The organism is Streptomyces sp. NPDC057963 (genome assembly GCF_042887155.1).
GTDB lineage: Bacteria > Actinomycetota > Actinomycetes > Streptomycetales > Streptomycetaceae > Streptomyces.
This window is the reverse complement of sequence record NZ_JBHVPX010000044.1, coordinates 1-25,626: the sequence shown is the minus strand read 5'-3', so window position 1 is coordinate 25,626 and position 25,626 is coordinate 1. Positions and strand designations below refer to the sequence as shown.

The window sequence follows — 25,626 nt, the reverse complement described above, 5'->3', positions numbered from 1 at the left end:
TCCGCTTCAGGACGTGCGCGGCGTCGCGGCCGACGCCGCGCGGGGTCTTGAGTGAGAACGAGTTCTGATAACCGATCGAAGATCGGGCAGGGTCCGTCGACCCGTTCTTGATCTTGCTCGGGCAAAGGACCATTTGTGAGAATCGACGTGCGTGACGATCGTCACCCACAGCTACATCACGGTAGGTGGCAGTCATGCGAAGGGGCGGGGAGCGGAACCACTGCCACTGATCTCTCTTCCGATGTTCCTCGGCCAGGCCGTGCTGCTGGCGAGGAACAGGTGGGCTGCTGGTCCGGTGCCGCGGTCGCCCGCAAAGTCCCGGCGAAGTGGGGATGGCTGAGCCCTGTGGGGCCATTTGGTTGCTGCTTCGGATGCGGCGCCGAGGTGTGATGGACCGGGCTCTGGCCGAGGATGGACGGCAGAGGTGTGCCCATGAAATCTTTTGCCAGCACAGGGCCGGTGCGCCATTTGGTGGCCGCCGTCTCCGCGTATCTGGAGCCGTTCCTCCTCGCGGTCACGGCGGCGGCTCTGACGGCCGGCGGTGTGGCCTGGGTCGCCGGTGCCGGCGGTCTCGCGGATCTCCTGTGGGGCCTGGGGACTGTGTTCGCCATCGTTCCGGCGGTGGGGTGGGTCGCGGCTGCGTTGCGGCGTGGTCATGCGGGGGTGGATCTGATCGCCGTTCTGGCTCTCGGCGGCACCCTGGCTGTGCGCGAGTACCTGGCCGGCGCGCTGATTGCTCTGATGCTGGCCACAGGACGCACCCTCGAAGCCGCGGCCCAGCGGCGGGCCTCCCACGATGTGCGGGCCCTTGTGGAACGCGTGCCGCGTACGGCGCGGCGCCACACCGATGTCGGAGTGCGCGTGGTGCCGCTTGCCGAGGTGGAAGTCGGTGACCTGCTCGTGGTCGGGCCGGGAGAAGTGGTCCCGGTCGACGGCCATGTGGAGAGTGCCCTCGCCGTACTGGACGAGTCGGTGCTCACCGGGGAGTCTTTGCAGGTCGAGCGTGCGAAGGACGAAGCCGTGCGCAGCGGGGTGGTCAACGCCGGCGGCGCCTTCGATCTGAGGGCCACCGCCACTGAGCAGGACAGCACTTATGCCGAGATTGTGAGGCTGGCCCGGCAGGCCGGCGCGGAATCGGCTCCCGTGGTCCGCCTGGCCGACCGGTATGCCGCCTGGTTCCTGCCCCTGTCCCTGGTGGTGGCCGGGTTGGCCTGGCTCCTGAGCGGCTCCGCGGTCCGGGCGGTGGCGGTCCTGGTGGTCGCCACGCCGTGCCCGCTGCTGCTGGCCGCGCCGGTCGCGATCGTCTCCGGCCTGTCCCGCGCCTCGCGGCTGGGTGTGGTGGTCCGCGGCGGCGGTGCTCTGGAGAACCTTGGCCGGGCCCGCACCCTGCTGCTGGACAAGACCGGCACACTCACCGGCGGCCGTCCTAGCGTCCTTGACGTCGCTGCCGCACCAGGGTGGAGGCCGGCGCAGGTGCTGCGCATGGCGGCGGCACTCGACCAGTACTCGCCGCACGTGCTGGCCCACGCCATCGTCGACGCCGCCCGGGAGCGCGGACTGGCGCTGCCCGTGGTGGCGGATGTCACCGAGGAGCCCGGCCGGGGTGCCTCGGGAACCGTGGACGGGCAGCGGGCGTCCATCGGCCGGATCGACACCGCGGACGCCGTGCCGTCGTGGGCTGCAGCGGTGGACAACCGCGCGCTGCTCGACGGCGCGGCCGTCGCCTGGCTGACCGTCGCCGGGCACGTGGTCGGCGCTGTCCTCCTACGCGATCCCATTCGTTCCGACGCCCCCAGGACCCTGTGCCACCTACGGACGGCGGGTATCGAGCGGATCTTGATGCTCACGGGTGACCGTGCCGAGCCCGCGCACGAAGTCGCTGCCGTTCTCGGTCTGGACGGCGTACGGGCCGATCTCAGCCCCGCAGACAAGGTCGCCGCGGTCCGCGCCGAACGCGAGCGCGCCGTCACCGTCATGGTCGGTGACGGTGTCAACGACGCCCCCGCGCTCGCCGTGGCGGACATCGGGGTGGCCATGGGCGCCCGTGGCTCCACCGCTTCCTCCGAGGCTGCTGACATCGTCCTGACCACCGATCGCGTGGACCGTCTTGCCGATGCGGTCGCCATCGCCGGACGCGCCCGGCGCATCGCCGTGCAGAGCGCGCTGGGCGGCATGCTGATGTCGCTCGCTGCCATGGCCGCGGCCGCCGGCGGCCTGCTTCCGCCCGCCGCCGGCGCCCTGCTCCAGGAGGGCATTGACGTCGTGGTCATCCTCAACGCCCTGCGGGCCCTGCGCGTCGACCGGGCGATGCGACCGGCTCTCACCCCGGCCGCCGAAGTGCTCATCCGCCGTTTCGCGGCCGAGCACAATGATCTGCGGGATGTGGTCGAGGCGGTACGCGCTGCCGCCGACCGCCTGTCCGACAGCTCCGGTCCTCAGGCCCTGGCGGCCGTCGAGGAGACATACCAGCTGCTGACCGAGCGGCTTTTGCCGCACGAGTACGCCGAGGAGCACCAGCTCTACCTCGCGCTCGCTCCCACGCTCGGCGGCCCCGAGGCCACCGCCACCATGAGCCGCGCCCATACCGAGATCGAGCGTCTTTCCCGGCGCGTCGCCACCCACCTGCGGCTGGCCCACGCCCGCGGCGGCCTGGACGCCGATCAGCTCGACGATCTGCGTTCCTGTCTCTACGGACTGCACACCGTCCTGCGCCTGCATTTCTCCCAGGAAGAGGAGAACTACTTCTCCTTGGCCCCGTGAGACGAAGACGCCTGCGGCGCCTGACCTCTCAGCCGGGCTCATTTCCGGTCGGCAGGACTCACGGCCCATCCGGAGCCTGAGGACTCGGCAGGTGCGACGGCGATGTTGCACCTTGGGCACTGCTCCACACACGCGCCCCTCCTGTACGCGGACGGATTTACTGCATAATCTCCGAAAAGGTAGATATCTCGGTGAATGCTCCCTTGTGTGCTCGTCGGAGGAGACCTCTGTGGATGTTGGGCTGATCAACGGCCTTCCCGGCCATCCCCTCTTCGTTCACGGCGCAGTGGTGCTGGTCCCGCTGACGGCGTTGGCGCTCGTGGTCTGTGCGCTGTGGACTTCGGCGGCGCGCAGGCTCGGCTGGGTGCTGCCGGTGATGGGGCTGGTCACTCTTGTCCTGGTGGTGCTGACCACCGAATCCGGCGAGTGGCTGGAGGACCGGGTACGGGAGAGCGCGCTGGTGGAGGAGCACACCGAGATGGGGTCCGGTCTCACTCCGTGGGCGATCGCCCTGTTCGTGCTGACGGTCGCCGTCTGGCTGCTCGGCCGCGTCGGCCTCAGCCGGAAACGAGACCGCAGCGGGGAGGCCGACAGTCCCACCAAGGACGGGGCGTCCGCCGCGGCCCGGCTGGCTTCTTCTGTTGTGGTGCGCGTTGTGGCGCTGGTGATCGCCCTGGTCGTGGCCGTCGGCGCGGCCGTCCAGGTGTACCGGATCGCTGACTCGGGTGCGAAGGCGGCCTGGCAGGGCCGTTTCTCAACGAGCCGGTCCGGCGCCGGGCGGTGACGCGGCGACAGCCGCGCCGGTGGCAGCCCGGCCGGCTGCGTGAGGCCTCAGCCGGCCGGACTGCCGCGCGGCGCGTGGGCCGGTCTCCGGGTGTGGCCAGGGCGGTCAGCGCAGCTGGTTGAGTGCCTTTTGGAAGGCGGCGGCGTGCCTGGCCTCGTCGGCGGCGGTGTTGCGCCAGTAGCGGGCGGCGGCAGTGTCGCCGACGGCGGTGGCGCGCTTGGCGAACCCCGGGTACACGGTGGTCGCCTCGTTGTGCTCCCCGGTGATGGCCGTGCCCAGGTTCTCCCTCGTCGTGCGGACCAGTCCGGCCAGGACCGCCTCGCCGGCAAGGTGCTCGTGCAGTTCGACCTTGGCCGTGCCCTCCCACAGGCGGGCCAGCGCGGTGTTGCCGGTCTGCTGGGCGTGGGCGGCGAAGAGCATGTACTTGGCTTGGGCGAGCGCCTCACCGTGCAGGGCGGTGTCCAGGTTGGCCTTGGTGCGGGCGGCCTTCACCTTCGGCAGCCCGGCGGGCACCGGCACCACGTCGGCCTTCGGCGGCGCCGGGATGGTGCCGTGGCCGGTGGTCACGACCGTGAGGGCCGTGCGGAAGGCGTCGCGGTGGCGGCCCTCGTCCGCGGCGATCTCGCTGAAGAGTTTCGCTGCTTCGAGGTCCCCGTCCGCGCGGGCCTGCTCGGCGAAGCGGCGGTACATGATCTGGTGCTCGTAGGTCTCGCCGCTGATGGCCCGGCGCAGGTTGGCCGCGTTCGATCCGACGGTTCCGGCAAGGGTGGCCGCCTCGCGCAGGTGCTCGCTCAGCTCGGTCTGCGCCGTACTCCGGAAGAGCTTGCCGACAGCCGTCAGGCCTTGCCGGTCGGCCTCGGCGGCGAAGAGGCTGTAGGCGGCGTAGGCGTACGCCTCGCCCTTCATCGTGGTGGTCAGGTCGGCGAGCGTCTGTGCGTGGAGAGCCCGGTCGGCGGTGTGCGGCGCCGGGGGCGGTGCACCCCCGGCCGGGGTGGCCAGAGCCTGCGCCGCAGGCGCAGCCGCGACCAGCGCGCACAGACCCACTACGAGCGTTCGTGTCGAATGGTGGAACACGATGTCCTCCTTCCGGGGCACACCCTTGCGGGTGCGCACGCCCCCTCTTCATGCCACCCGCGCATCCACACCACCGCCCCTTCACGCCACCCATCCGAGTGAATACGCACAGTAATCGCATACCCGAGGGCGTCGACGAGTCGGCGCTGACCGAGGACGCGCTGCGGGAGGCGGTCACCGGCCAGTCTGGCCAGGGCTGGACCGGGTCGGGTGCGGGTCATCGACCGCAGCGAGCACGCCGAGGCCCACCGCAAGGCTGAGAACGACGCCTACCGCGGCGCCCTGCGCGAGCGCGCCGCGAAATCCAGGACGGAGCCGCCACCGGCAAATGTGCGACATCCCGGCCACCAAGGCCGAGTGTGATCAGTTAGGTACCGTCTGTAACAAGACGGGGAAAGGGCACCAACGTCGCCGCGCGGCGCACGGGAGAAGACCGGCCAGGCACTGGCCCGCCTGGCGAAGGCGGCGGCCCGCAAGCTCATCACTGCTCTGGCACCGTCGGTCCCCCGCGCCCCCGTCAGCTCAACCACCCGCCGGCGACGCAGCGGGTACGGGTCTTCAGGCCGATCCGGCAGCACCGTCCGCCGCCGGTTCGGGAGTCTTCGTATCGGGTGCCGTACGGGGGCCGGGCACCATGGACGCCGCGGCGGCGAGGTCGAGGTGGGAGTTCATGTCCAGCTCGAACCGGCCGTAGGGGTTCACGTGCGTCCAGAACAGCGGGGAGAGGGCCCGCCGGTCGGCGTCGGTGAGCATGTCGGCCCACTTCTCGTCGGCGAGGACCTGCTGCATCAGCAGCGTGTTGACGTGCACGAGGGCGGACTGGAGCAGGTGTAGGGCGAGCATGGACACTTCCTGGCTCTCCTTGTCGGAGCCGGTCAGGTCGCCGTCCTTGCCGTAGAACAGGTCGTGGTTGGCGGAGTTCCAGTTCTCCACCACCTGCAAGCCGTCGTTTATCTCCCGGCGAAGGTCAGCGTCGGCGAGGTAGTCGCAGACGAACGCCGTGCGCACCGCCCGCCCGAGTTCCTCGATCGCCTGGTAGGTGGGGTGCTTCGGTCCGCCGCGGGTGAAGCGGCGCAGGACCTGCTCGGCCTCGGCGGTGCCCAGCCGCAGAGCGGTGGTGTACTTCACGATCTGGTCGTACTGCTGGCGGATCAAGTCCCAGTTGATCGTCTTGGTCGACAGCACCGGCGCGAGGTGCGGCCAGTTGCCGTCCTCCCCGGCCGTCGGACGGTACAGCCGGGCGGAGCCGATGTTCTTCAGCCGCGGCGTCAGCTTGAAGTCGAGCATGTGGGCGAAGGCGAAGCCGACGATGGACGCGCCGTGGGTGTCGGTGTACTGCCGGTAGACCTCCATGTCGGTGCAGTGCCGCAGCACGCCCTCGGTCATCGAGGCGACCTCGGAGGCGGAGCAGGACTTGAGCTGGGAGTAGATGCACACCGACTTCCGCTCGACAGTCGGGTAGCCGGGGCCCATTGCTGGGACCCCGGCCCCCTCAGAACCGGGCGAGCGGCTTTCACCGCACCACGGCTCAAGCAGGTCACTGGGACCGCTTCGCATCGAGTGCTTCTGTCGCGTGATGCTGCTGGTGGCACTGCGAGTGCAGGAGGATGAGGTTCTTCAGCTCGTTGCCGCCGCCGTGCTGGCGGTGCACGACGTGGTGCACGTTCAGCGTCCGGCGGACCGAATCGAACCAGGACACCCAGTCGTGGATGTTGTCCGGCTCGAACTCGGCTCCTTCGACGAGGTCGAGACCGCACCGGGCACAACGGCCGCGCTGACGGACGGCCAGAGTCTGGATGAACCTGTTCTCCAGCCCCAGCTTGGTCCGCCTGGCCGCGCGCTCGGTCCAGTAGTCCGCCAGCGCCGGGTCGTCCTTGGAATGTGTTCCAAGGACCGGCACGTGACGGACGATCCTGGTCATCGCGGCGGGCTTGACGTACGCCGAACCCTCACCGAAGATCCAGCGGTTGTCGCTCCCGGGATCCGCTTGTCCCAGTACCGGGCCGCAATCCACTGCCTTCCTTTCCGCCGATGCTGCCTGCTCGCCCACTGCCAGAGCTGGCCGAACACGATCCGATCGACTTCCTTGAAGGCCCTCTTCGAGCTCCAGGGACGGTAGTACGCGGTCCATCCCCGGAGAAACGAGTTGAGCTCTGGGACCAGACGGTCCGCAGGCTTCCCCCGGTTCGACCGGACGACGTCCCGGATACGCCCCTTGGCCTTCCTCACCGCGTCCTTGCTCGGCGTCACGAGCGTGTACCCGTTCGTGTACGTCCGGATGGTGCACCCGAGGAAGTCGAAGCCGTCGGTGAGGTGGCGGACCGAAGTCTTCTCCTCGTTGAAGGCCAGACCCCTGGGTGTGAACCATTCCTTCAGCCGCAGGTACGCCTCGTGCGCGTCCTTCTCCGTGTGGCAGATGACCACGAAGTCGTCCGTGTACCGCACAAGGGCCGGAGACCCCTCTCTGAGGACCCGGGAGTTCCGGTGTCTTCTCCAGGAGACCCCGGCTGCTTCTTCCATTCCGTGCAGAGCAATGTTCAGCAGGAGTGGGCTGATCACCCCTCCTTGCGGGGTGCCTTCCACCGTCGGTGCGAAGGCGCCCCTGTCCATTACCCCGGCCTTCAGTCAGCCCTCGACGGCGTCCCTGGCGGGGAAGCCTGCGAGGGATCGCAGCAGGTGCGTGTAGTCGATCCGGTCGAACGCCGCCGACAAGTCGGCGTCCAGCACCCATCTGCGGTGGCTGGCGGGCTTGCCCACCACCTGGAAGATGGCAGCCTGCGTCGTGACATCCCCGGCCGGGGCTAAAGCCGTAGCTTCGCGCCTCGAATCGCGCTTCCCATTCAGGTTCCAGGGCGTTCTTCACCCTGGCCTGGTGGACCCGGTCCCGGATGACCGGGATGCCGAGAGGGCGCGTCTTGCCATTCGCCTTCGGAATCTGCGCTCGTTTCACCGGTCGTGGGCGGGCGGCGCCGTCCCGTAGGAGCATGCGGGCCAGTCGGCCCCGTTCCTTGGGGCCGAGCGCCGTCTCCCCGTCCACGCCGGCGGTCTTCCGCCCCCGGCCGTACGCCGCCCGGATCTCGCCCCGATGCCGCTGGATCGCCTTGCTCTGCCAGTCGTACTCCGCCCACGCCCCCGCCGGGACCTTCACCTGCTGGGCCACGTACTGCACCGCCGCGGCCGGCACCTCCTGGCCGACTCCGGAAAACGGGCCTCCACCTCGAAAAACGTCAGCAACAGCGCGAACCCGAGCCGAGTCGCCCCGGACTTGTTCCGCACCCGCTTCATGTCGTCTTCCAGCAGCGTCCAGACCTCAATCAGGTCCTCCGGCTCCCAGTCCTGCCGCACCCCGTCCCCTCCACCCGACCGAGATCACTCGCTCAGCTCAACGAGGCGCCCAGCCAGGAGAAACGAGCACCAGGGCAATCACGCAGCGCCACATGCCCGTTCGCCGTAGCTACACGAGAACAAGGCCGAGTGCGAGTGAATCCGTTGTGGTGAGCGTCGCACACCTCCCCCGATACCCCCCTGGGTATCTCTGTTACGGTGGATGGAGATACCCCGGGGGGTAATCGTGCAGTGAGGGAGAGTATGCCGTGTTCTTTGCCGACATCCTGGAGACCGAAGGTCTGGGCAACCGGAGCTACCTGGCGGGCGGCGCCCGGGCGGCGGTGGTTGTAGATCCGCCGCGGGACATTGACCGGTTGATCACGGCGGCTGCCCGGCGCGGGGTGCGGATCGTGGCAGTTGCTGAGACGCACGTGCACAACGACTACGTCACCGGCGGTCTGGAGCTGGCCCGGCTGACCGGCGCCCGCTACCTGGTGCCCGCCGGGGCGTCGGTGGCGTACGCACGGGTGGCGGTGGCCGACGGCGACGTGGAGGAGGTCGACGAGGGCCTGGCGCTGCGGGCCGTGGCTACTCCCGGACACACGCCGCACCACACCTCCTACGTGCTGGAGGAGGACGGGCGACCGGTCGCCGCGTTCACCGGCGGCTCGCTGCTGATCGGCAGCGTGGGCCGCCCCGATCTGGTGGAGCCGCGGCTCACCGAGCAGCTGGCCCGGGCCCAGTACGCCTCCGCGCACCGGCTCGCTGCCGAGTTGGCCGACGATGTGGTGGTGATGCCGACGCACGGGTTCGGCAGCTTCTGCTCCGCCAGCCAGGCCGGCGGCGACCACAGCACCATCGGTACGGAGAAGACGTCCAACCCGGCGCTGCTCCAGGACGTGGAGAGGTTCGTCGAAGAGCTGCTGGCCGGTCTGGACGATGTTCCGGCCTACTACGCGCACATGGGCCCGGCCAACGCCGCAGGCCCTGCTCCGGTGGACCTGACCGCGCCGGAGCGTGCTGACGCTGAGGAGATCGCGCGTCGCCTGGCTGCTGGGGAGTGGGTCGTGGACCTGCGCAACCGTGTGGCGTTCTCCAAGGGCCATGTGGCGGGTTCGTTCAACTTCGAGGTCGAGGGGCAGCTGGCCACCTACCTGGCGTGGATGATGCCGTGGGGCAAGCCGGTCACCCTGCTCGCGGAGAGTGCCGAGGACATCGCCCGGGCCCAGCGCGAGCTCGCCCGGGTGGGCGTCGACCGCCCGGCCGCCTCGGCCGTCGGCTCCCCGGCCGACTGGATCGCCGGTGGGGCGCCGCCCGTCTCGTTCCCGCGGGCGACGTTCGCCGATCTGGCCGCCGCGCGTGCGCGGGGCGAGGAGCTGGTGGTGCTGGACGTCCGCCGCGACGGCGAGCGGTCCCAGGGCTGGATCGAGGGCAGCGTGCACATCCCGATCCACCAGGTCCACCAGCGGCTGGACGAGGTGCCCGCCGGGACCGTATGGGTGCACTGCGCGGGCGGCATGCGCGCGGCGATCGCCGCCTCCGTCCTGGACGCCGCCGGACGTGACGTCGTCGCCATCGACGACGGCTACGCCGCGGCCACCGACGCCGGCCTCACCCTCGTCGCCCCCGCCCGGCACTGACCGCACCACCTGCCCCTCTCCGGCCGCTCAGTCCGGCCCGGGGGTCACAGGCACCAGAGGAAGCATCATGCTCTTGCCCCAGAGCGGCCGTCCCGGCCGCATCACACCAGCGCAGGCCCACCGCGCGGTCGAGGACGGCTCCGCACTGCTCGCCGACATCCGTGAGGAGGACGAGTTCCGGGCCGGTCACGCGCCCGGGGCCATGTTCTGGCCGCTGTCGCGTCTGGCCGAGGGGCCCGGCCTGCCCGGCAGTGAGGACGGCCGTGATCTGGTGCTGATCTGCCGCTTCGGGAACCGCTCCCAGCAGGCCGCGCGCCTGCTCGCCGAGCGTGGTGTCGCGGCGGTCGATGTCACCGGCGGGATGATCGCCTGGGCCGCTCAGGGCCTGCCCGTCCAGGACGTGCACGGGGCGGCGGGCACCGTCATATGACCGCGTTCGTTCTTGCCCTGCTCGCCGGGGCGCTGGTCGGTCTCGCCCTGGGCTCGCTCGGGGCGGGCGGCAGCATCCTGACCGTCCCTGCCCTGATCTACCTGCTCGGCTTCAGCCCGGCCGAGGCCACCACTGCCAGCCTGATCATCGTGATCGTCACCTCGCTCACCGCATTGGTGGCGCATGCCCGGGTGGGAACGGTGCGCTGGCGGGCCGGTCTGCTGTTCGCCGCGGCCGGGCTGCTGCCCGCCGCCGGGGCCGGCCTGCTTTCCGCGCACATCCCCGCCGCCGTGCTGACCCTGGCCTTCGCCGCCCTCGCCGTGCTTGCGGGGCTGCGCATGCTGCGCCGGCGGACACCGTCGGAGAAGGGGACGGGGTCCGCGCCCCGCGCAGCGGGGGCGGGGGCCGTGCTGGGTGCGGTGACCGGGTTGCTCGGGGTCGGCGGCGGCTTCCTCGCCGTGCCCGCCCTGGTGGCGGCGCTGGCGGTGCCGATGAGCGCGGCCGTCGGCACCAGCCTGCTGGTCATCATCGCCAATGCCCTGGTCGCTCTCGCGGCCCGTGCGTCCACCGAGGTCAGCCTGGACTGGGCCCTGATCATGCCGTTCATCGCGACGGCGGTCCTGGGGGCCTGGGACGGCAAGCGGCTGTCCGCGAAGGTCCAGCCCGCCGTCCTGCAGCGGGTCTTCGGCACTCTGCTGCTGACGGTGGCCGCGGTGATGGCCGCCGGTGCCCTGCTGTGAAAGACCCGTGGGGCCTGCCGCGGACACCCGGTTGTCGGTGCGTCCGCGGCAAGCCCCACGGGATACGAAAGTTCTCAGGCCAGCGAAAGGAACAGTTTCTCCAGCCGGGCGCGCATCTGCGCGGAGTCCCTTACCTGCGGGTCCTCGCTGGTCATGCACTGCTGCAGACCGGTCGCGATGATCGAGAACCCAGCCCGGTCCAGCGCCTTGGAGACCGCCGACAACTGCGTGACGACGTCCTCGCAGTCCCGGCCCTCCTCCATCATCTTGATCACTCCCGCGAGCTGACCCTGCGCCCGCCGCAGCCGGTTCAGCGCCGACTTCAGCTCCTCGGCGCTCATGTCGAGTTGCACACCAACCTCCCCAACCTCCTCATATACCCCCATGGGTATCTTACCGTGGGGGAACCGCCCAGAAAGGCATCTGCTCCGTGACCACCACCGCACTCACCCCCGCCCAGGTCACCGCCCGCTTCGGCGAGTTCACCGTGATCGATGTCCGCACCCCTGGCGAGTACGCCACCGGCCACCTGCCCGGCGCCCACAACATCCCCCTGGACCGCCTGGACGAGGCTGCCGAGGCCCTGAAGAAGGCCGCGCAGCGCACGCCGCTGCTCATCGTCTGCGCCTCCGGAGCCCGATCTGCCAAGGGCTGCGCCCAGCTGGCCGGTCTGGGCATCGACGCCGCGACCCTCGAAGGTGGCACCACGGCGTGGGCCGCCGCAGGTCACGCGGTCGAGCGCCCGGCAGGCGCCCGCGCGACCTGGCCCATGGACCGCCAGGTCCGCCTCGCCGCCGGCACCCTGGTCCTCGTCGGCTTCGTGGCCGGCCTCGCCTGGACGCCCGCGCACTGGCTGTCCGGGGCCATCGGCGCCGGACTCCTCTTCTCGGGCGTGACCAACACCTGCGGCATGGCCGCAGCCCTTTCCAAGCTGCCCCACAACCGGCCCCCCAAGAGCAGGGTCTCCTTCCAGGAGACCCTGCTGCGCCTGGCCGCCTGATCCCACCCCCGGGCGCCGCCGCATCCCCGCCCCGGCGCCCGTTGCCGTGGCCGTCTGACCCGAGCATGGCAGGCGAGCGGGCCCGGTCAGCCCTGTTCGTCCGCGGGCCCGGCCTTGGGAGGGGGCTCGCGGAAGGACAAGGTGACGATGGCGAGGCCGCCCAGGACGATGAAGGTGTCGGCGAGGTTGAAGGTGGGCCACCACCCGGTGTGCAGGTAGTCAGTGACCACCCCGTCGGCGGCCCGGTCGATCAGATTGGCCACAGCGCCGCCGAGGATCGCGGCGAGCGCGATCCCCCAGAGCCGCCGCCCGGCGGGCGCGGTGCGCCACAGGGCGACGGCCACGCCCGCGGTGATCAGCCCGGTGACGGCCACCACGGTCCAGCCGGGCGCGTTCGCGCCCACGGAGAACGCGACGCCCGGGTTGAAGACGAGTTGTAGGCCCACCGGGCCGCCCTCGATCGGGTCACCGTCGAGGGCGGTGGTGGCCCATGCTTTGAGGCCCAGGTCGGCTCCGGCGAACGCGGCGGCCTGGAGCAGCAGGCCCAGGCGGCGCCGGGTCAGCCCGGCAGCGGTGACTGCCGGGCGGACCGTGGTGTGTGTGGGCATCATGCGACGGCTCCGGCCGGTGCGGGCGCGCTCTCGCGGGCCGGGGCGGGAGCCGGGGGCAGCGGCTTGGTACGTCCGGCGCGTACGCCGTTGCCGATGATGACGATCTCGGCGAGTTCGTGGACCGCGACCACGGCTGCCAGTCCGAGGATGCCGAGCAGGGCGAGCGGCATCAGGCCGATGATGATCGCGAGGGACAGGCCGACGTTCTGGAGCATGATCTGCCGTGCGCGGCGGGCGTGGTCCAGGGCCTGGGGCAGGTGGCGCAGGTCCTCGCCCATGAGCGCGACGTCGGCGGTCTCGATCGCGACGTCGGTGCCCATGGCGCCCATGGCGATGCCGAGGTCGGCGGTGGCCAGGGCGGGGGCGTCGTTGACGCCGTCGCCGACCATTGCGGTCGGCTGCTTCTCGCGCAGTTCGCCGATGATGCGGGCCTTGTCCTCGGGGCGCAGGTCCGCGTGGACGGTGTCGATGCCGGCCTCGGCCGCCAGGGCTTTGGCGGTGCGTTCGTTGTCGCCGGTGACCATCGCCACCCTCAGGCCGGAGGCGTGGAGGCGGTCGATGACCTCGCGGGCCTCGGGGCGCAGTTCGTCGCGTACGGCGATCGCGCCGATCACTGTTCCGTCGTCCTCGATCAGCACGGCGGTCGCCCCGGAGTGCTGCATCGCGGTGACGTCCTGGGTCAGCGGGCCGGGCTCGATCCAGCCGGGCCGTCCGAGACGGACCAGGCGGCCGTTCAGGTGTCCGGTGAGTCCGGAACCGGTGACCGCCTGAACGTCGGTGGCGGTGGGTACCTCGGGTGCGGCGGCCAGGATGGCCCTGGCGAGGGGGTGTTCGCTGCGGGCCTCCAGAGCGGCGGCCACCGCGAGGACCTGGTCGCGGCTGCGGCCGTCGAGGGTGGCGACCTGGACGACGGCGGGCCGGTTGCGGGTCAGAGTGCCGGTCTTGTCCAGGGCGACGGTGCGCACCGCGCCGAGGGCTTCGAGGGCGGCGCCGCCCTTGACCAGGACGCCGAGCTTGCTGGCCGCGCCGACCGCGGCGACCACGGTGACGGGTACGGAGATCGCGAGCGCGCACGGGGAAGCGGCTACCAGGACGACCAGGGCCCGCTCGATCCAGGTGGCCGGGTCGCCCAGCAGGGAGCCGATGAGGGCGATGAGGGCGGCGGCGACCATGATGCCCGGCACCAGAGGTTTGGCGATCTTGTCGGCGAGGCGCTGGCTGGCGCCCTTGCGGGCCTGCTCGGCCTCGACGATCTTCACGATCCGGGCGAGGGAGTTGTCGGCGGCGGTGCTGGTGACGTCGACCTCCAGCGCGCCGGTCCCGTTGATCGCACCCGCGTACACCTCGCTGCCCGGTCCCGCCTCGACGGGGACGGACTCGCCGGTGATGGCAGAGACGTCCAGGGCGGTGCGGCCGGTGCGGATGGTGCCGTCGGTGGCGATCCGCTCGCCGGGCTTGATCACCATGGTGTCGCCGATGCGCAGCTCGGCCGGGGCGATGGTCTGCTCGGTGCCCTCGCGCAGCACGGTCGCCTGTTCGGGCACCAGGTTCAGCAGGGCGCGCAGACCGCGCCGGGTGCGGGCGAGGGAGTACTCCTCCAGGCCCTCGCTGATGGAGTAGAGGAAGGCCAGCATGGCGGCCTCGCCGACCTCGCCGAGGATGACCGCGCCGACGGCGGCGATCGTCATCAGCGTGCCGACGCCGACCTTGCCCTTGGCTAGGCGTCGCAGCGTGGAGGGTATGAAGGTCCAGGCACCGACGACGAGGGCGAGCGCGTTGAGCGCCATCACCACGGTGTCGGAGGCGCCGGACCAGCCGGCGATCAGTGCGGCCAGCAGCAGGACACCGGCCACGGCGGCGGCCCGTAGCTCGCTGACCTCCCACAGCTTCTCCGGCTCGCGTTCCTCCTCGCCCTCGGCGGTCTTCTTCTCGTCACCGCAGCCGCACGCGTCGCTCATCGGTTGTCTCCGTCCCTGTCCGGGGCGGGTGCTGCCGGGGTGCCGTAGGTGGGGCACAGGTCGACGGCCTCGCCGGTCGCGGCGAGCAGGTGCTCGGCTGAGGAGAGAAGGTCCAGCAGTTCCGGGCGGGCCAGGAAGTACAGGGAGGCCCGGCCCTGGGGGCGGGAGTCGACCAGGCCGCAGTCGCGCAGGCACGACAGGTGCGCCGAGACCGTGGACTGGGCCAGGCCCACGCAGCCGACCAGGTCCACGACCTTGGCCTCGCCCTGGGCCAGGCGCATCAGGATCGCGAGGCGGGCCGGGTCGCCGAGGGAGCGGAACAGGGCCACCGCTGCCGAGGGCGCCCCGCACGAAGTGGTGGCCGACGGCGCAGCCTCTGCACTATCCATCGTCATGGAACGATGATAGCCACGTTCGCCGATGTCATCTATGGGGGTCGCGTCATGCTGATGAACCGGATCGAGAAGGCGGTGGTCAACAATCCCGCCCGCCGGGCCCTGCAGCGCTTCTATGAGGTCCCAGCCCTGCTGCGGCTGGCCAGCGGACCACTGCCCGGAGGCGCCCGGGCAGTGGAGATCGGCTGCGGCTCCGGGTACGGCACGCGGATGATTCTCGACCGCTTCCGCGCCGCCCAGGTCAATGCCATCGACCTGGACGAGACCATGGTCACCAAGGCCCGTCGCCGACTGGCGGACCGGCCGGGCCGGGTCCGCCTGGCCGTGGGTGACGCCACCGACCTCCAGTCCGCGTTCGGCGCGGAGGACGGCACCTACGACGCGGCGTTCGACTTCGCGATCATCCACCACGTCCTCGACTGGCGCTCCGCCGTCGCCGAGATCGCCCGCGTCCTCAAGCCCGGGGGGGATGTTCGTCTTCGACGAGGTCACCTCACACGCCCTGGCCCGCCCCTCCTACCAGAAGCTGTTCGTCCACCCCACCCACGACCGCTTCAGCGCGCAGGAGTTCCTCGCCGAACTCCCCCATCACGGCCTGTCCGTACGGGGCGCGTTCACCAAGATCCAGGGCGACTACCTGCTCGGCACCGCGGTCAAGCAGGTCTCAGACGGGGGCTGAGGGAGAGCGGGGTGCGGCGCCCGGTTGAGGTCCCCACTGGTGCGCGCGCCTGACTATCCGGCCGCCGGGGTCGACCTGTCTCCAGGCCGCGGTCAGAGTTCGTGGACCGGTCGTCGGCGGGGGCGGCCCGAACGGCCCCTTCTCCGGCCACCCCTCCCTGCAGGAGGGTGGGGAGCAGGCAAGGCGTGGCGGCCTCCACCGGCGCATGCTGGAGGCGGGGCCTGCCCACCGGCCGAGAGCAGGTGATCGGCATGATGTGGTACGACGGCGGCTGGGGCTGGGGTGGCTGGTTTTTCATGGCCATCTTCATGGTGCTGTTCTGGGCGCTGGTGATCGCCGGCATCGTCGCACTGGTCCGCTACTTCTCGGGCAGTCATCACGGCCACCAGGGCGGCCCGCCTCCCCCCTCCAGTGAGCCCGGGTGGGGAAACAGGCGAGCGGAGGACCTGCTCGCCGAACGGTTCGCCCGCGGGGAGATCGACGAGGACGAGTACAAACGGCGGCTCGCACTGCTGCGGGAGCACCAATGAGCGCGAACCGCCCGCGCGGGATCTGGCTGGTTGCAGGGGCAGTCGCCGCACTGGTGCTGGGCATCACAACCACACTGCTGTTCGCCGCCACCGGCGCCTTCCGCGGCAGTGCGCCTGCCGCCTGGCGAGCACCCGGCGCGCAGTGCAGTGTGCCTGCCCTGAAAGGACACGTGGTGGACGTGACCGCGGGCGACATGATGGGCGGAATGACGGGCCGCCCTCACTGGCGCATCCCGGACCCCGGCCGGCAGGGCATGATGTATCTGCGCGCCGCACCGACCACGGCCCCGGCCGGCCTGGTGTCGCTGCGGGTCATCAACGTCGGCGCCCTCCCGCACGAGGTGATGGTGCTGCCCCTGCCCACGGGTCAGGCCGCGGGGGAACGCCCCACCGGCTCTGACGGGAAGGCCAGCGAGGCGGGCAGCCTGGGTGAGGCTTCACGCAGCTGCGATGCGGGAACCGGGAACGGCATCACGCCCGGCGCGACGGCCTGGACCACGCTGACGCTGCAGCCCGGCCGCTACGAGCTGGTCTGCAACCTCCCCGGCCACTACATGGCCGGCACGCACACGGAGCTGGACGTCACACGGTGACCACAGCAAGACTGCTCGGCAGGCATGGCGGAGCCTTCCCGCGAGCGGGAAGTCAGGCGGCTTGTCCGTAGCCGTCCGGGGCGGCTACGGCGACTGGACGGGGCCGGCCTCCGCCACCCTCATAGGCGTCGGGCGCCCCGCACGCGACGCCGTCCGGCAGATCACCGAACCGCTGGCCTGAGCGCCTGCGGCATGAGGGCAGCGGCCCAGCATGTTGATGTGGTGCCGCGGATGCTACTCAGCCCCCGAATCCTGATCCCGGCTCACGCGGCCGCCGCAGTACGCATCTGCTTCAGGACGTGCGTGGCATCCCGGCCCACGCCGCGCAGGGTCTTGGACGAGAAGCTGCGCTGGAACTCCATGCCGACGAAGCCGAGCCCCGGCACCGCAGTGGAGAGACCGCCCCGGTGCAGCGGCGCGCCGATGGTGTCCAGGGCGCCCGATCCAGTCAGGTAGGGGAAGGTGAGGCGGTATCCGGTGGCGAGCAGGACCGCGCCGACCTTCTCCTTCGTTCCGTCGGGCCACACGACGCCGTCGGTCGTGAAGCGGCTGAACATGTCGCGTCGGTCGACGCCGTGCTGGTCCAGGGCGGTGCGGTAGTGGCCGTCATCGAGCACGGAGACGGGCACCTTTGCCAGTAGCCGCCGGATCGGTGCGATGTCGAGGCGCGTGTGCCCCAGCCACCAGTGCAGGTCCCGGCCCAGTGGGCGCTGGGGTGTCCATCCGATCGGGCGCCGGGTGGCCAGGGTGGTGTCGGCGAGCGGGCCGAGTTCGGCGGCGATCTGGATCGCGGAGTTTCCCCCGCCGACCACGACGACCCTCTGCCCGGCGAACGTGTCGGGGCTGCGGTAGTCGGCGGCGTGCAGGATCCGGCCGCCGAAGTCCGCCCGTCCGGGAACGTCCGGCACGAAGGGTGTGCCGTAGTCACCGGTCGCGGCGATGACCGCCCGCGCGGTGAACTCCCGCCCGTCCTCGGCCCGCACGGACCAGGCACCGCCCTGTTGCGTCACGGAGGTGACGGTCGTCGAAGTACGGATGTCGGCGGGCAGACGGCGGGCGTAGTCGCGCAGGTAGTCCACCACTTCGTCCCGCCGCGGGTAGCGGTCCGCTTCGCCGGGGAAGCGCATCCCGGACAGGGACGAGTACCGGGCCGGGGAGAACAGGGTGAGGCTGTCGTAGTAGCGCGTCCAGGACCCGCCCGGCTCCGCCGCGGCCTCCAGCACCAGAATGCGGGTGAAGCCGTGACGCGGCGCGAGGGCCGCAGTGGCCAGGCCGGACTGCCCGGCACCGATGACGACGAGATCGGCATGCTCCATGAGAACGTGAACCCTTCATGTGAGTCGTTATTTCGGAAAGTGACGAAATGTTGAGCAGGGTGCGGTGAAAGAGAACAGCGTTGAGACGTCCGCGGTGGATCCGGCGACGGCCGACTTCCTCAAGGCCCTGGCCAGCGAAACCCGCCAGAAGGTGATGCAGCAGTTCACCGGAGGCATCGAGCTGACGGTCGGCGAGATCGCGCGGCGGTGCGCACTGAAGCCGTCGACCGCCTCGGAGCACCTGAGCCTGCTGCGCCGCGGCGGCCTGGTGATCTCCCGCAAGGAAGGCAAACAGGTCTACTACCGGGCCGACGGAGCCACCATGGCGAAGCGCGTCTCCTCCAGGCGTACCTGGGTCGGTGCTGCCCGCCCGACTGCAGCGGCTGACCGGCAGGCGCCGACCGGAGATCAGGTGCGCAGGTCGAGCATGGCGGACATGGCCGCCACGACGGACGGCGCGACCTGGTAGTACACCCAGGTCCCGCGCCGCTCGGAGGTCAGCAGACCGGCCTCGCGCAGCTTCTTCAGGTGGTGGGAGACGGTCGGCTGGGAGACGCCGACGTCGGAGATGTCGCACACGCACGCCTTGCCGCCCGGATGCGAGGCGACCTTGGAAAACAGCCGCAGCCGCACCGGGTCCGACAGCGCCTTGAACATGACAGCCATCTTCTCCGCGTCGTCCTGCGACAGCTCCCCGGCGGTGATCGGCGGGCAGCACGGCACCACAGCCCCCGCGTCCAGGACCGGCAGCTCCGCAACCTCTGATTTCGACATGCGTCTATATTGACACTCGTCGATACCGAGTGGCAAGCTCCAGACATCGACAGCAATCGAAGCAGCGGTCGGACCGGCCGCCTACCTCGGAGGACATCACCGTCATGAGCACCACTGCAGACCTGCCGGTTGTCGTCATCGGAGCCGGCCCCGCCGGGCTGGCCGCCGCCGCCCACCTGGTCGGCCGCGGCATCACCCCGCTGGTGCTGGAAGCCGGAGATGCCGCCGGAGCGACGGTGCGCGAGTGGTCGCACGTGCGGCTGTTCTCCACCTGGGGCGAGATCACCGACCCGGCCGCCGAGAAGCTCCTGGCCCCGACCGGCTGGACCAAGCCGGACGCGGCCACCTACCCGTCCGGCGGGGACTGGGCCGACCTTTACCTCCAGCCCCTCGCCGACGTACTCGGCGACCGTGTCCGCACCAGCGCCCGGGTGACCGGCGTCTCCCGCACCGGCCGTGACCGCATCGTCGACGCCGACCGCGAGAACCAGCCCTTCGTCGTCCACTTCACCACCGCCGACGGCCGTGAGGAACGCCTTTTCGCCCGCGCGGTCATCGACGCCTCCGGCACCTGGACCACCCCGAGTCCGGCCGGGGCCAGCGGCCTGCCCGCCCTCGGCGAGAAGACGGCGGCCGACCGCATCACCTACCGCGTCCCCGACCTCAAGGACCCCGCCGTCCGCGACCGCTACGCAGGCAAGCGCACCGCCGTCATCGGCTCCGGCGCCTCCGCGTTCACCGCCCTGGCCACCCTCGCCGACCTCGCGAAGGACGAGCCCGGCACCCACGCGGTGTGGATCCTGCGCCGCGGCATCAGCGGCTCCACCTTCGGCGGCGGCACCACCGACCAGCTCCCCGCCCGCGGCGCCCTCGGCCTCGCCGCGAAGGCCGCCGTCGACAACGGCCACGCCGACGCGGTCACCGGCTTCCGCACCGAGAGCATCCAGCGCACCGATGACGACCGCCTGACCCTGACCGGCGAGGACGGACGCCGCCTCGACCCGGTCGACGAGGTCATCGTCCTGACCGGCTTCCGCCCCGACCACTCGTTCCTCTCCGAGATCCGCCTCGGCCTCGACGAACGCCTCCAGGCCCCTGCGGAGCTGGCCCCGCTCATCGACCCCAACCAGCACTCCTGCGGCACCGTCTACCCCCACGGCCACCGCGAACTCTCCCACCCCGAACCCAGCATCTACCTGGTCGGCATGAAGTCCTACGGCCGCGCCCCCACCTTCCTCGCAAGGACCGGTTACGAACAGGTCCGCTCCATCACCGCAGCGATCGCCGGCGACCTGGAATCCGCCGACAAGGTCGAACTCACCCTCCCCGAAACCGGAGTGTGCGGCGGCTCCGGCATCTTCGACGACCCGGCAGCCGACCAGACCGACGCCGGAGGATGCTGCACCACTCCGGCACCCGCACTCGTACAGATCGGCGTCGCCACCTCTCTGCCGGTCGCGGCCGCCGAGGAAACCCCGTCGTCCGGCTGCTGCTGCTGACCTGATCCCAGCGCCCCGGCCCCCGACGGCCGGGGCGCTGCCACACCTGTGCCAGGAGGATCGTCATGTCCCGAGTACAGCTCGCACTGCGCGTCCCCGACCTTCCCGCCTCGATCGCCTTCTACAGCAAGCTCTTCGGCACCGAGCCGGCCAAACTGCGCGACGGCTACGCCAACTTCGCCACCGCCGACCCCCCGCTCAAACTCGTCCTCATCCAGGGCACACCGGACGAGGACACGCGCATGGACCACCTCGGCATCGAAGTCGACACCACCGAAGCCGTCCACGCCGCCACCACCCGCCTCGCCGACCAGGGCCTGGCAACAGACATCGAGAACGACACCACCTGCTGCTACGCACTCCAGGACAAGGTCTGGGTCCACGGCCCCGGCCAGGAACCGTGGGAGGTGTACGTAGTCAAGGCCGACGCCGACTCCCTGGCCAAACAGAAGGCCAGCACCTGCTGCGCGGACACACCTGTCGCCGACGCAGGCCCGGGCGCATCTGGCGAGGCCGGTGGCTGCTGCCCGTAACCGAGCTCGACGCCCACAGGGCCGCGACCGGAACAGGGGACCGGTCGCGGCCCCGCGCAGTACTCCCGGCCCTGTGCATCACACAGATCACCAGCTGGGGCATCGTCTACTACGCCTTCCCGGTCCTGAACCCGGCCATCACCGCCGACACCGGCTGGCCCACCGGAGCGACGACAGCCGCGTTCTCCGCAGCCCTGCTGATCTCCGCCTTCGCTGGTGTCCGGGTCGGTCGGATCATTGACCACCGGGGCCCGCGCGCCGTCATGAGCGCGGGATCCGTCCTCGGCGTGGCAAGCCTGCTCATCATTGCCGCCGCTCCCAACCTGCCTGTGTTCTTCGCCGGTTGGCTGCTGGCAGGACTGGCCATGGCAGCCACCTTCTACCAGCCCGCCTTCGCCGCACTGACCCGCTGGTGGGCCCCCGACCACGTCCGCGCCCTCACCATCGTCACCCTGGCCGGCGGACTCGCCTCCACCGTCTTCGCACCCCTGACCGCCACGCTCGCACACCGGGGCCACGACTCGTACCACCACCCTGATCGCACTCGGTGGCGTCACCACCGCCGCACTCGCCTTCACGCCCGGCCCCTATGCCCTGTTGGTCGCCCTGTCGGTCGCAGCCGGGATGGTCCGTGGCAACCTCACCCTGCTGCAGGCCACCGCCATCACCGACCGCTGGGGCACCAACCCACTACGGCCACCTGTCCGGACTCCTCGCAGCACCTACAACCACCGCCTCAGCACTCGCACCCTTCACCGGCGCCGCCCTGGCCGCACCACTCGGCGGATACCCCCACCTCTTCGCCGCGCTCACCATCGTCTCCGCCGCCTCGTGCCTGATCTCACTCCGCGCGACGCCAGCAAGACAAACCTCACCCCCACACTGACCGCCCCCACCTCATTGGCACCCCGCAGGGTCTCGGAACACCGCAGCGCTGGGCAGGCCGGCGCAGACCCCCACGCCCGAAGCCATGCCACTACCGCGCATCTGACCCAACAGCCCGGCGCAGGACCACTGCTGGATACAAGCCAGAAGAACCGATCGATCAACCACCACGCCCGACAGCTCCCGCTCGTCACAAAGGCGCCTGCAGCCACGTCAGGGCCTCTTCGAGATCACACCCACATCCCCTCAAAGAATCACGCAGGGAACGGAACGGAAATTTCACCTTCCCCCACCATGCTCCGTCACCCCTCGACCATCACCCCTGGCACAAGTAAGCAGCAGGTCAGAGGCATGCAGCATCCGCCTTCACCGAGCTACCCCGATACGGAAGCCCGTCACCGGCACGGATCCGCTACGCTGTCCCTGGTCGGTCGTCGGTACGTCCCACTGTCTGCCCGAGCAAGATCGCAGAGAGCATCGCACCCCGCCTGACCAGTGGGCTTGTACGCCTCGCCGGAGATCCACTCGCTGGGTTTTCCCCAAGGTTTTCTACAAGCCCCGCACCACGGCTCTGTCGGCGGCTGTCCTGCGTCTCCAGGTGCCGTCGACCAGCTCGTTGTCGTACAGCACGGTCGCGTCGCGCCGGACGACGGTGATCCGGTCGGACAGCTGCTCGGCCTCGATGACCGCCAGAGTCTTCGGGAGTTGCGTCACGCACGTGTCGAGGTTGTCCCATGCCACATACCGTGCGCCCTCCCCGCTGGCCGCCCCGGTCAGCAGACGGTCCAGGATCCCGAGCTGGCTCCACGCCTCGGCGGTCGCGACCACGACGATCTCGATGCGGTGGCCGGAGCGCCGGTATGCGGCGGACAGGGTACGGAACTCTGCGGGATCGGCCAGGGCGGATTCGACGACCGCGTCGAACCGGCACGCGCGAACGCGCTGTTCAACCTGAGCCTGCCGGCGGCTCGCGTCCGGTCGCACCTTGATGCCGGCGGTGCGGATATCGGCGGCCAGGAACGCGGCGTACTTCCGGTGTGCGCTCTTGTAGAGGTCGCGGCAGACCCTCACGGCCCCGCCCCGGTGCCCGAGGGCCGCCTGGACCAGGTCCGAGACTGCCGTCTTCCCGGCCCCGGGCTGGCCTGCGACGAGGACAACGACCGGCCTTGACTGCGCTGCGGCCGTGCTCGTCGCCGCCGGAGTGACCAGGCGGTGCAGCGCATCCTGATGTTCCTCCTCGCTCAGCACGGCCGAGGCGAAATCTTCCATCAACTCGTCCTCCACGTACGGATGTTCACTCCTGGCGCGCTTCGCCGCCGCCAAGCTACCAGACCTTCGATCGGGTTAAAAGATGGGTTAAATGTTAGGGTAAAAAAAGTGCTAAGGTGAGGCACGAAAAGAGATCCACATGGCATCCGAGGAAGAGCTGTTCGCGAGCATCGACGCCTTGCTGGAGGAGGAGCCCCAGCTCCCGCCCCCGGCGGAGCGCGCTCGGCTGCGTGAGGCCGCCGGCATCACCCAGGCCCGCCTCGCGGCCGCACTGAAGTCGACCGTGCAGACGGTCAAGAACTACGAGAACGGCAGGAGCGAACCGAAGTCGCCGCGCCTGGAGGCGTACCAGCGGCTCCTCAAGGGGTGGGCGGCGAAGTACCCCGCCCACGGAGCTCCGGCCACCCCGGCCCCCGTGGCCGCGCCGCAGCCCGCCCCGGTGCCGGACACGTTCACCGGCCCGGCCGCGTCCGAGCCCGCCGACACCGCAGCCCCGGCACAGGCCCCCGCCGCCCCGGCCGCGCCGGAGCGTCCCGCCCGCCCGTCCGGCCGGACGGACGGCGACGTCGCGGCGCCCGGCGGCGAAGAAGGCCGCCGCGCCCGCGACCGACCCCCGCTTCCCGCACGGCCCGCTGGCCGTCCTGGACGGTGACGGCTCCGCGTACGCCGTGGGCGGCGTCGTGCTGGACTGCCCGGCGACCACGGTGCCGGAGCTGGTGGAGTGGACGCTGCGCGAGTCCGGTCTCGGCGCTCCGAAGCTGAACCGGTACGGCAAGGACAGCGACCCGCTGATCGTGCTCACCGCGGCCGCCGCCGTGAAGCTCGGGCTGCCCGAGCGCCTGGAGGGCCACGAGCAGCGCCGCTCCCTGCGCCTCCCGGAGGACCACCCGGTCGTCAAGCAGGTCGCGAGGGCAAAGTGGCAGCTCACCCAGCGGGGCCTCGGCCCGTGGGCGCGGATCTACCGCAAGGCGCAGGGCCGCGACCGGCAGTGCGTGCAGCTGGCGATCCTGTCCTGGGACGCCCTCGATGAGCGGTCCTGGCCCGGCGTCTCCGAGATGGAGCCGGCCGACGTCGCCCGCGTCCTCGGGGTGTACGCCCAGCGGGTCATCACCCCGCGCGGCTCCACCGCCGTCTCCGGCCTGGAGCTGATGACGGCGCTGCGCCCGCCCACGAAGGCCGTGCAGGACCCGGCCACCGGCAACTGGGTCTCCGGCTACAACGCGGGCTCCCTGGGCACCGAGCCGATGGACCCGGCGCCGCCGGAGGCCACCCCTGAACACCCCGTCGTCGTGAACTCCGGCTGGACCGGCGGCTTCCTCAACGAGGAGGCGTACCAGTGGGTGCGGGACGTGGACACGCTCTCCGATGAGGAGTGCACCCTGCCGTGGGCGGTCGGCCTCGACCTCAACACGGCGTTCCTCGCCGCCGCGGCCCGCCTGGTCGTTGGCCTCTCCGCCCCGGACCACTTCCACGCCCCGAAGTTCAACCCGAACATCCCCGGGAGCTGGCTGGCCGACCTCTCCCACATCGAGCTGGACCCGCGCCTGCCCAGCCCGTTCACGCCGGACGGCTCCCGGCCGACCGGTCCGGCCTGGTACCAGACGCACACCCTCGCCTACGCCCAGGAGCTCGGCTACGACGTGCACCCGATCGAGGCGTACCTGCGCCGCGAAACCGGCGCCTACCTCGACCCGTGGCACGACCGCCTCAAGAACGCCTACGTCGACACCCTCGCCGACATGGGCGTCACCAAGGGCCTCTCCGACACCGAGTTCCTGGCGGCGATGGAGCACCACAAGCAGAAGGACCCGGCCCTGGCCGCCGTCCTGTCCGCGATCAAGGCCACGGTCAAGGGCGGCGTCGGCAAGCTCCGCGAGCGCCCCCAGGGCAAGCACTACAAGGACGGCGAGACGTGGCCGGCCCTGTCCCGGCCCACGTGGCGCCCCGACATCCGGGCTGCCATCATCAGCAAGGCCCGGGTCAACATGCACCGCAAGCTCCGCAACATGGCGGACATGACCGGCCTGTACCCGCTCGCCGTGCTGTCCGACTGCGTCGTCTACCCGAGCCCGGGGACGTCGCCGCTCGACTTCCTCCCCTACGCCGCGTCCGGCAAGCCGCAGCCCGGCGGGTTCCGCCTCGGCCCGACGCCGGGCCTGGCGAAGCTGGAAGGCGTCCAGCAGATGATGTGGGCGGTCGACCTCATGGAGAAGGGGCTGAACCCGGCCCGGCACATCAAGGGCGGCGACGCCGTCCTGGACGAAGGGGAGTAGGCCGTGGGGGAGATCGACGACGCGATCGAGCGGGCCGACCGCGAGGCGTTCACCAAGGACCCACCCAAGACCCTCAAGGGCCAGATCGGGTTCCTGCTCAAGCAGTTCGGCAGCGCGAAGGCCGTCGCTCAGGAGCTCGGCGTCACCGCCGACTCCGTCAACCGCTACCGGCGCGGCGCCCGCAAGCACGCCCGGACGTCGCCGCGAAGATCGACGACACGGTCAAGGCCCGGTGGCAGCCGCTGGTGCGCAAGCGTCGGCAGAAGCAGGCCGCCGCCTCGGGCGGGATCACGGTGGAGACCCGGGCCCGGTTCGGGTACTCCGCCGCCGTCGGCACGACCGACGACGGCCGATTCCGCAGGCTCACCGTGCACCTCCCCGCGACGTACGCGCAGCGCCTGTTCGATGCCCGCGACGCGGGGGCCAGCGACCAGCAGACGCGCGGAATCATCGCCGAAGGATTTAGACCGTGTCCTGTGTGGTGATCACTCGTTGAGCTGTTCATGGGGCGGGATGCGTGGAGTTGGATTGTTCCGGACGGGCTGTGGGAGATCGC

Annotated in this window: 24 protein-coding genes and 6 pseudogenes; 17 read left to right on the top strand and 13 right to left on the bottom strand. The window is 70.8% G+C overall.

Features of this window, described 5'->3' with window-relative positions:
* Positions 1-432 precede the first annotated feature (432 nt).
* Both ACFVT1_RS39750 and ACFVT1_RS39745 read left to right on the top strand, forming a co-directional pair.
* Positions 433-2,760 (top strand): heavy metal translocating P-type ATPase, encoded by a 2,328-nt coding sequence (locus tag ACFVT1_RS39750; RefSeq protein ID WP_389805353.1) that lies wholly within the window; start codon positions 433-435, stop codon positions 2,758-2,760.
* A gap of 229 nt (positions 2,761-2,989) precedes the next feature.
* A complete protein-coding gene (locus ACFVT1_RS39745) occupies positions 2,990-3,544 on the top strand; it encodes a DUF2231 domain-containing protein (protein ID WP_389805351.1) in 555 nt (184 codons plus the stop codon).
* A 105-nt stretch (positions 3,545-3,649) separates the two neighbouring features.
* On the opposite strand, the gene ACFVT1_RS39740 is transcribed toward ACFVT1_RS39745, so the two are convergent.
* From ACFVT1_RS39740 to ACFVT1_RS39715, 6 genes and pseudogenes are all read right to left on the bottom strand, one after another.
* A complete protein-coding gene (locus ACFVT1_RS39740; RefSeq protein ID WP_389805348.1) occupies positions 3,650-4,657 on the bottom strand; it encodes a ferritin family protein in 1,008 nt (335 codons plus the stop codon).
* 519 nt (positions 4,658-5,176) lie between these two features.
* Positions 5,177-6,091: a Tn3 family transposase gene (locus ACFVT1_RS39735; RefSeq protein ID WP_389805346.1), complete on the bottom strand. Its 915-nt coding sequence runs from the start codon at positions 6,089-6,091 to the stop codon at positions 5,177-5,179.
* A gap of 64 nt (positions 6,092-6,155) precedes the next feature.
* Positions 6,156-6,518, bottom strand: a complete 363-nt coding sequence (locus ACFVT1_RS39730) for an HNH endonuclease (RefSeq protein ID WP_389805343.1) — start codon at positions 6,516-6,518, stop codon at positions 6,156-6,158.
* Positions 6,519-6,535: 17 nt separating this feature from the next.
* Entirely contained in the window at positions 6,536-7,177 is a 642-nt protein-coding gene (locus ACFVT1_RS39725; protein WP_389805340.1) for a group II intron maturase-specific domain-containing protein, read from the bottom strand.
* 66 nt (positions 7,178-7,243) lie between these two features.
* Positions 7,244-7,378, bottom strand: a complete 135-nt coding sequence (locus tag ACFVT1_RS39720; RefSeq protein WP_389805337.1) for a hypothetical protein — start codon at positions 7,376-7,378, stop codon at positions 7,244-7,246.
* Between the two features lie 310 nt (positions 7,379-7,688).
* Positions 7,689-7,925 (bottom strand): annotated as a pseudogene (locus ACFVT1_RS39715) (DUF4158 domain-containing protein); the annotation flags it as partial.
* Between the two features lie 286 nt (positions 7,926-8,211).
* Between ACFVT1_RS39715 and ACFVT1_RS39710 the strand changes: the two are divergent.
* The 3 genes from ACFVT1_RS39710 (at position 8,212) to ACFVT1_RS39700 (ending at position 10,755) form a co-directional block, all read left to right on the top strand.
* Positions 8,212-9,585, top strand: a complete 1,374-nt coding sequence (locus ACFVT1_RS39710) for a rhodanese-like domain-containing protein (RefSeq protein ID WP_389805335.1) — start codon at positions 8,212-8,214, stop codon at positions 9,583-9,585.
* Between the two features lie 67 nt (positions 9,586-9,652).
* The gene (locus ACFVT1_RS39705; protein ID WP_389805332.1) at positions 9,653-10,015 is read left to right on the top strand and encodes a rhodanese-like domain-containing protein; all 363 of its coding nucleotides are present in this window, start codon (positions 9,653-9,655) and stop codon (positions 10,013-10,015) included.
* Positions 10,012-10,755, top strand: a complete 744-nt coding sequence (locus ACFVT1_RS39700; protein ID WP_389805329.1) for a sulfite exporter TauE/SafE family protein — start codon at positions 10,012-10,014, stop codon at positions 10,753-10,755. The genes ACFVT1_RS39705 and ACFVT1_RS39700 overlap by 4 nt, the downstream gene beginning before the upstream one ends.
* A gap of 74 nt (positions 10,756-10,829) precedes the next feature.
* Here ACFVT1_RS39700 and ACFVT1_RS39695 read toward each other — a convergent pair whose 3' ends face one another.
* Positions 10,830-11,108 (bottom strand): metal-sensitive transcriptional regulator, encoded by a 279-nt coding sequence (locus tag ACFVT1_RS39695; protein ID WP_389805326.1) that lies wholly within the window; start codon positions 11,106-11,108, stop codon positions 10,830-10,832.
* Between the two features lie 68 nt (positions 11,109-11,176).
* Between ACFVT1_RS39695 and ACFVT1_RS39690 the strand changes: the two genes are divergently transcribed.
* Complete coding sequence (locus ACFVT1_RS39690) at positions 11,177-11,755, top strand: rhodanese-like domain-containing protein (protein ID WP_389805376.1); 579 nt, start codon at positions 11,177-11,179, stop codon at positions 11,753-11,755.
* A gap of 86 nt (positions 11,756-11,841) precedes the next feature.
* On the opposite strand, the gene lspA is transcribed toward ACFVT1_RS39690, so the two are convergent.
* Genes lspA through ACFVT1_RS39675 form a run of 3 tightly spaced genes read right to left on the bottom strand, consistent with a single transcriptional unit; the run spans position 11,842 to position 14,605 of the window.
* Complete coding sequence (lspA, locus tag ACFVT1_RS39685; protein ID WP_389805323.1) at positions 11,842-12,366, bottom strand: signal peptidase II; 525 nt, start codon at positions 12,364-12,366, stop codon at positions 11,842-11,844.
* Entirely contained in the window at positions 12,363-14,324 is a 1,962-nt protein-coding gene (locus tag ACFVT1_RS39680) for a heavy metal translocating P-type ATPase (protein WP_389805320.1), read from the bottom strand. Before ACFVT1_RS39680 ends, lspA begins: the two co-directional genes overlap by 4 nt.
* Complete coding sequence (locus ACFVT1_RS39675; protein ID WP_389805373.1) at positions 14,321-14,605, bottom strand: ArsR/SmtB family transcription factor; 285 nt, start codon at positions 14,603-14,605, stop codon at positions 14,321-14,323. Before ACFVT1_RS39675 ends, ACFVT1_RS39680 begins: the two co-directional genes overlap by 4 nt.
* A 120-nt stretch (positions 14,606-14,725) precedes the next feature.
* Here ACFVT1_RS39675 and ACFVT1_RS39670 point away from each other — a divergent pair.
* The 4 genes and pseudogenes from ACFVT1_RS39670 to ACFVT1_RS39655 all read left to right on the top strand — a co-directional run.
* A pseudogene (locus ACFVT1_RS39670) lies at positions 14,726-15,142 on the top strand (class I SAM-dependent methyltransferase); the annotation flags it as partial.
* Positions 15,143-15,188: 46 nt separating this feature from the next.
* Complete coding sequence (locus ACFVT1_RS39665; RefSeq protein WP_389805379.1) at positions 15,189-15,398, top strand: hypothetical protein; 210 nt, start codon at positions 15,189-15,191, stop codon at positions 15,396-15,398.
* Between the two features lie 251 nt (positions 15,399-15,649).
* On the top strand, positions 15,650-15,928 hold the full coding sequence (locus ACFVT1_RS39660; RefSeq protein ID WP_389805317.1) for an SHOCT domain-containing protein: 279 nt from the start codon (positions 15,650-15,652) through the stop codon (positions 15,926-15,928).
* Positions 15,925-16,521, top strand: a complete 597-nt coding sequence (locus tag ACFVT1_RS39655; protein ID WP_389805314.1) for a hypothetical protein — start codon at positions 15,925-15,927, stop codon at positions 16,519-16,521. The genes ACFVT1_RS39660 and ACFVT1_RS39655 overlap by 4 nt, the downstream gene beginning before the upstream one ends.
* Positions 16,522-16,784: 263 nt before the next feature.
* On the opposite strand, the gene ACFVT1_RS39650 is transcribed toward ACFVT1_RS39655, so the two are convergent.
* Positions 16,785-17,837 carry a flavin-containing monooxygenase gene (locus ACFVT1_RS39650; protein WP_389805312.1) on the bottom strand — a complete coding sequence of 351 codons (1,053 nt, stop codon included), beginning with the start codon at positions 17,835-17,837 and terminating at the stop codon, positions 16,785-16,787.
* Positions 17,838-17,901: 64 nt separating this feature from the next.
* Here ACFVT1_RS39650 and ACFVT1_RS39645 point away from each other — a divergent pair, with 64 nt between their 5' ends.
* Entirely contained in the window at positions 17,902-18,306 is a 405-nt protein-coding gene (locus ACFVT1_RS39645) for an ArsR/SmtB family transcription factor (protein ID WP_389805309.1), read from the top strand.
* Here ACFVT1_RS39645 and ACFVT1_RS39640 read toward each other — a convergent pair.
* Positions 18,246-18,611, bottom strand: a complete 366-nt coding sequence (locus ACFVT1_RS39640) for an ArsR/SmtB family transcription factor (protein ID WP_389805306.1) — start codon at positions 18,609-18,611, stop codon at positions 18,246-18,248. The two genes, ACFVT1_RS39645 and ACFVT1_RS39640, sit on opposite strands and share 61 nt — an antisense overlap.
* A 104-nt stretch (positions 18,612-18,715) precedes the next feature.
* Between ACFVT1_RS39640 and ACFVT1_RS39635 the strand changes: the two genes are divergently transcribed.
* From ACFVT1_RS39635 to ACFVT1_RS39625, 3 genes and pseudogenes are all read left to right on the top strand, one after another.
* Positions 18,716-20,110 (top strand): NAD(P)-binding domain-containing protein, encoded by a 1,395-nt coding sequence (locus ACFVT1_RS39635; protein ID WP_389805303.1) that lies wholly within the window; start codon positions 18,716-18,718, stop codon positions 20,108-20,110.
* Between the two features lie 65 nt (positions 20,111-20,175).
* The gene (locus ACFVT1_RS39630; protein WP_389805300.1) at positions 20,176-20,643 is read left to right on the top strand and encodes an ArsI/CadI family heavy metal resistance metalloenzyme; all 468 of its coding nucleotides are present in this window, start codon (positions 20,176-20,178) and stop codon (positions 20,641-20,643) included.
* Positions 20,634-21,529, top strand: a pseudogene (locus ACFVT1_RS39625) (MFS transporter). Before ACFVT1_RS39630 ends, ACFVT1_RS39625 begins: the two are co-directional and overlap by 10 nt.
* A gap of 548 nt (positions 21,530-22,077) precedes the next feature.
* Here the strand turns inward: ACFVT1_RS39625 and ACFVT1_RS39620 are convergent.
* Positions 22,078-22,812, bottom strand: a complete 735-nt coding sequence (locus ACFVT1_RS39620) for a zeta toxin family protein (protein ID WP_389805297.1) — start codon at positions 22,810-22,812, stop codon at positions 22,078-22,080.
* A 124-nt stretch (positions 22,813-22,936) separates the two neighbouring features.
* Here ACFVT1_RS39620 and ACFVT1_RS39615 point away from each other — a divergent pair.
* From ACFVT1_RS39615 to tpg, 3 pseudogenes are all read left to right on the top strand, one after another.
* Positions 22,937-23,098: pseudogene (locus ACFVT1_RS39615) on the top strand (hypothetical protein); the annotation flags it as partial.
* Positions 23,099-23,285: 187 nt separating this feature from the next.
* Positions 23,286-25,070 (top strand): annotated as a pseudogene (gene tap / locus ACFVT1_RS39610) (telomere-associated protein Tap); the annotation flags it as partial.
* Positions 25,071-25,073: 3 nt separating this feature from the next.
* A pseudogene (tpg, locus tag ACFVT1_RS39605) lies at positions 25,074-25,537 on the top strand (telomere-protecting terminal protein Tpg); the annotation flags it as partial.
* Positions 25,538-25,626: the final 89 nt, after the last annotated feature.

What these genes read in the sequence shown, in the direction of transcription:
- ACFVT1_RS39705 (WP_389805332.1), top strand. Translation starts at nt 9,653, where the DNA reads ATGCTCTTGCCCCAGAGCGGCCGTCCCGGCCGCATCACACCAGCGCAG.
- ACFVT1_RS39660 (WP_389805317.1), top strand. Translation starts at nt 15,650, where the DNA reads ATGATGTGGTACGACGGCGGCTGGGGCTGGGGTGGCTGGTTTTTCATG.
- lspA (WP_389805323.1), bottom strand. Translation starts at nt 12,366, where the DNA reads ATGATGCCCACACACACCACGGTCCGCCCGGCAGTCACCGCTGCCGGG.
- ACFVT1_RS39700 (WP_389805329.1), top strand. Translation starts at nt 10,012, where the DNA reads ATGACCGCGTTCGTTCTTGCCCTGCTCGCCGGGGCGCTGGTCGGTCTC.
- ACFVT1_RS39750 (WP_389805353.1), top strand. Translation starts at nt 433, where the DNA reads ATGAAATCTTTTGCCAGCACAGGGCCGGTGCGCCATTTGGTGGCCGCC.
- ACFVT1_RS39635 (WP_389805303.1), top strand. Translation starts at nt 18,716, where the DNA reads ATGAGCACCACTGCAGACCTGCCGGTTGTCGTCATCGGAGCCGGCCCC.
- ACFVT1_RS39640 (WP_389805306.1), bottom strand. Translation starts at nt 18,611, where the DNA reads ATGTCGAAATCAGAGGTTGCGGAGCTGCCGGTCCTGGACGCGGGGGCT.
- ACFVT1_RS39650 (WP_389805312.1), bottom strand. Translation starts at nt 17,837, where the DNA reads ATGGAGCATGCCGATCTCGTCGTCATCGGTGCCGGGCAGTCCGGCCTG.
- ACFVT1_RS39675 (WP_389805373.1), bottom strand. Translation starts at nt 14,605, where the DNA reads ATGCGCCTGGCCCAGGGCGAGGCCAAGGTCGTGGACCTGGTCGGCTGC.
- ACFVT1_RS39735 (WP_389805346.1), bottom strand. Translation starts at nt 6,091, where the DNA reads ATGGGCCCCGGCTACCCGACTGTCGAGCGGAAGTCGGTGTGCATCTAC.
- ACFVT1_RS39630 (WP_389805300.1), top strand. Translation starts at nt 20,176, where the DNA reads ATGTCCCGAGTACAGCTCGCACTGCGCGTCCCCGACCTTCCCGCCTCG.
- ACFVT1_RS39665 (WP_389805379.1), top strand. Translation starts at nt 15,189, where the DNA reads ATGTTCGTCTTCGACGAGGTCACCTCACACGCCCTGGCCCGCCCCTCC.
- ACFVT1_RS39680 (WP_389805320.1), bottom strand. Translation starts at nt 14,324, where the DNA reads ATGAGCGACGCGTGCGGCTGCGGTGACGAGAAGAAGACCGCCGAGGGC.
- ACFVT1_RS39655 (WP_389805314.1), top strand. Translation starts at nt 15,925, where the DNA reads ATGAGCGCGAACCGCCCGCGCGGGATCTGGCTGGTTGCAGGGGCAGTC.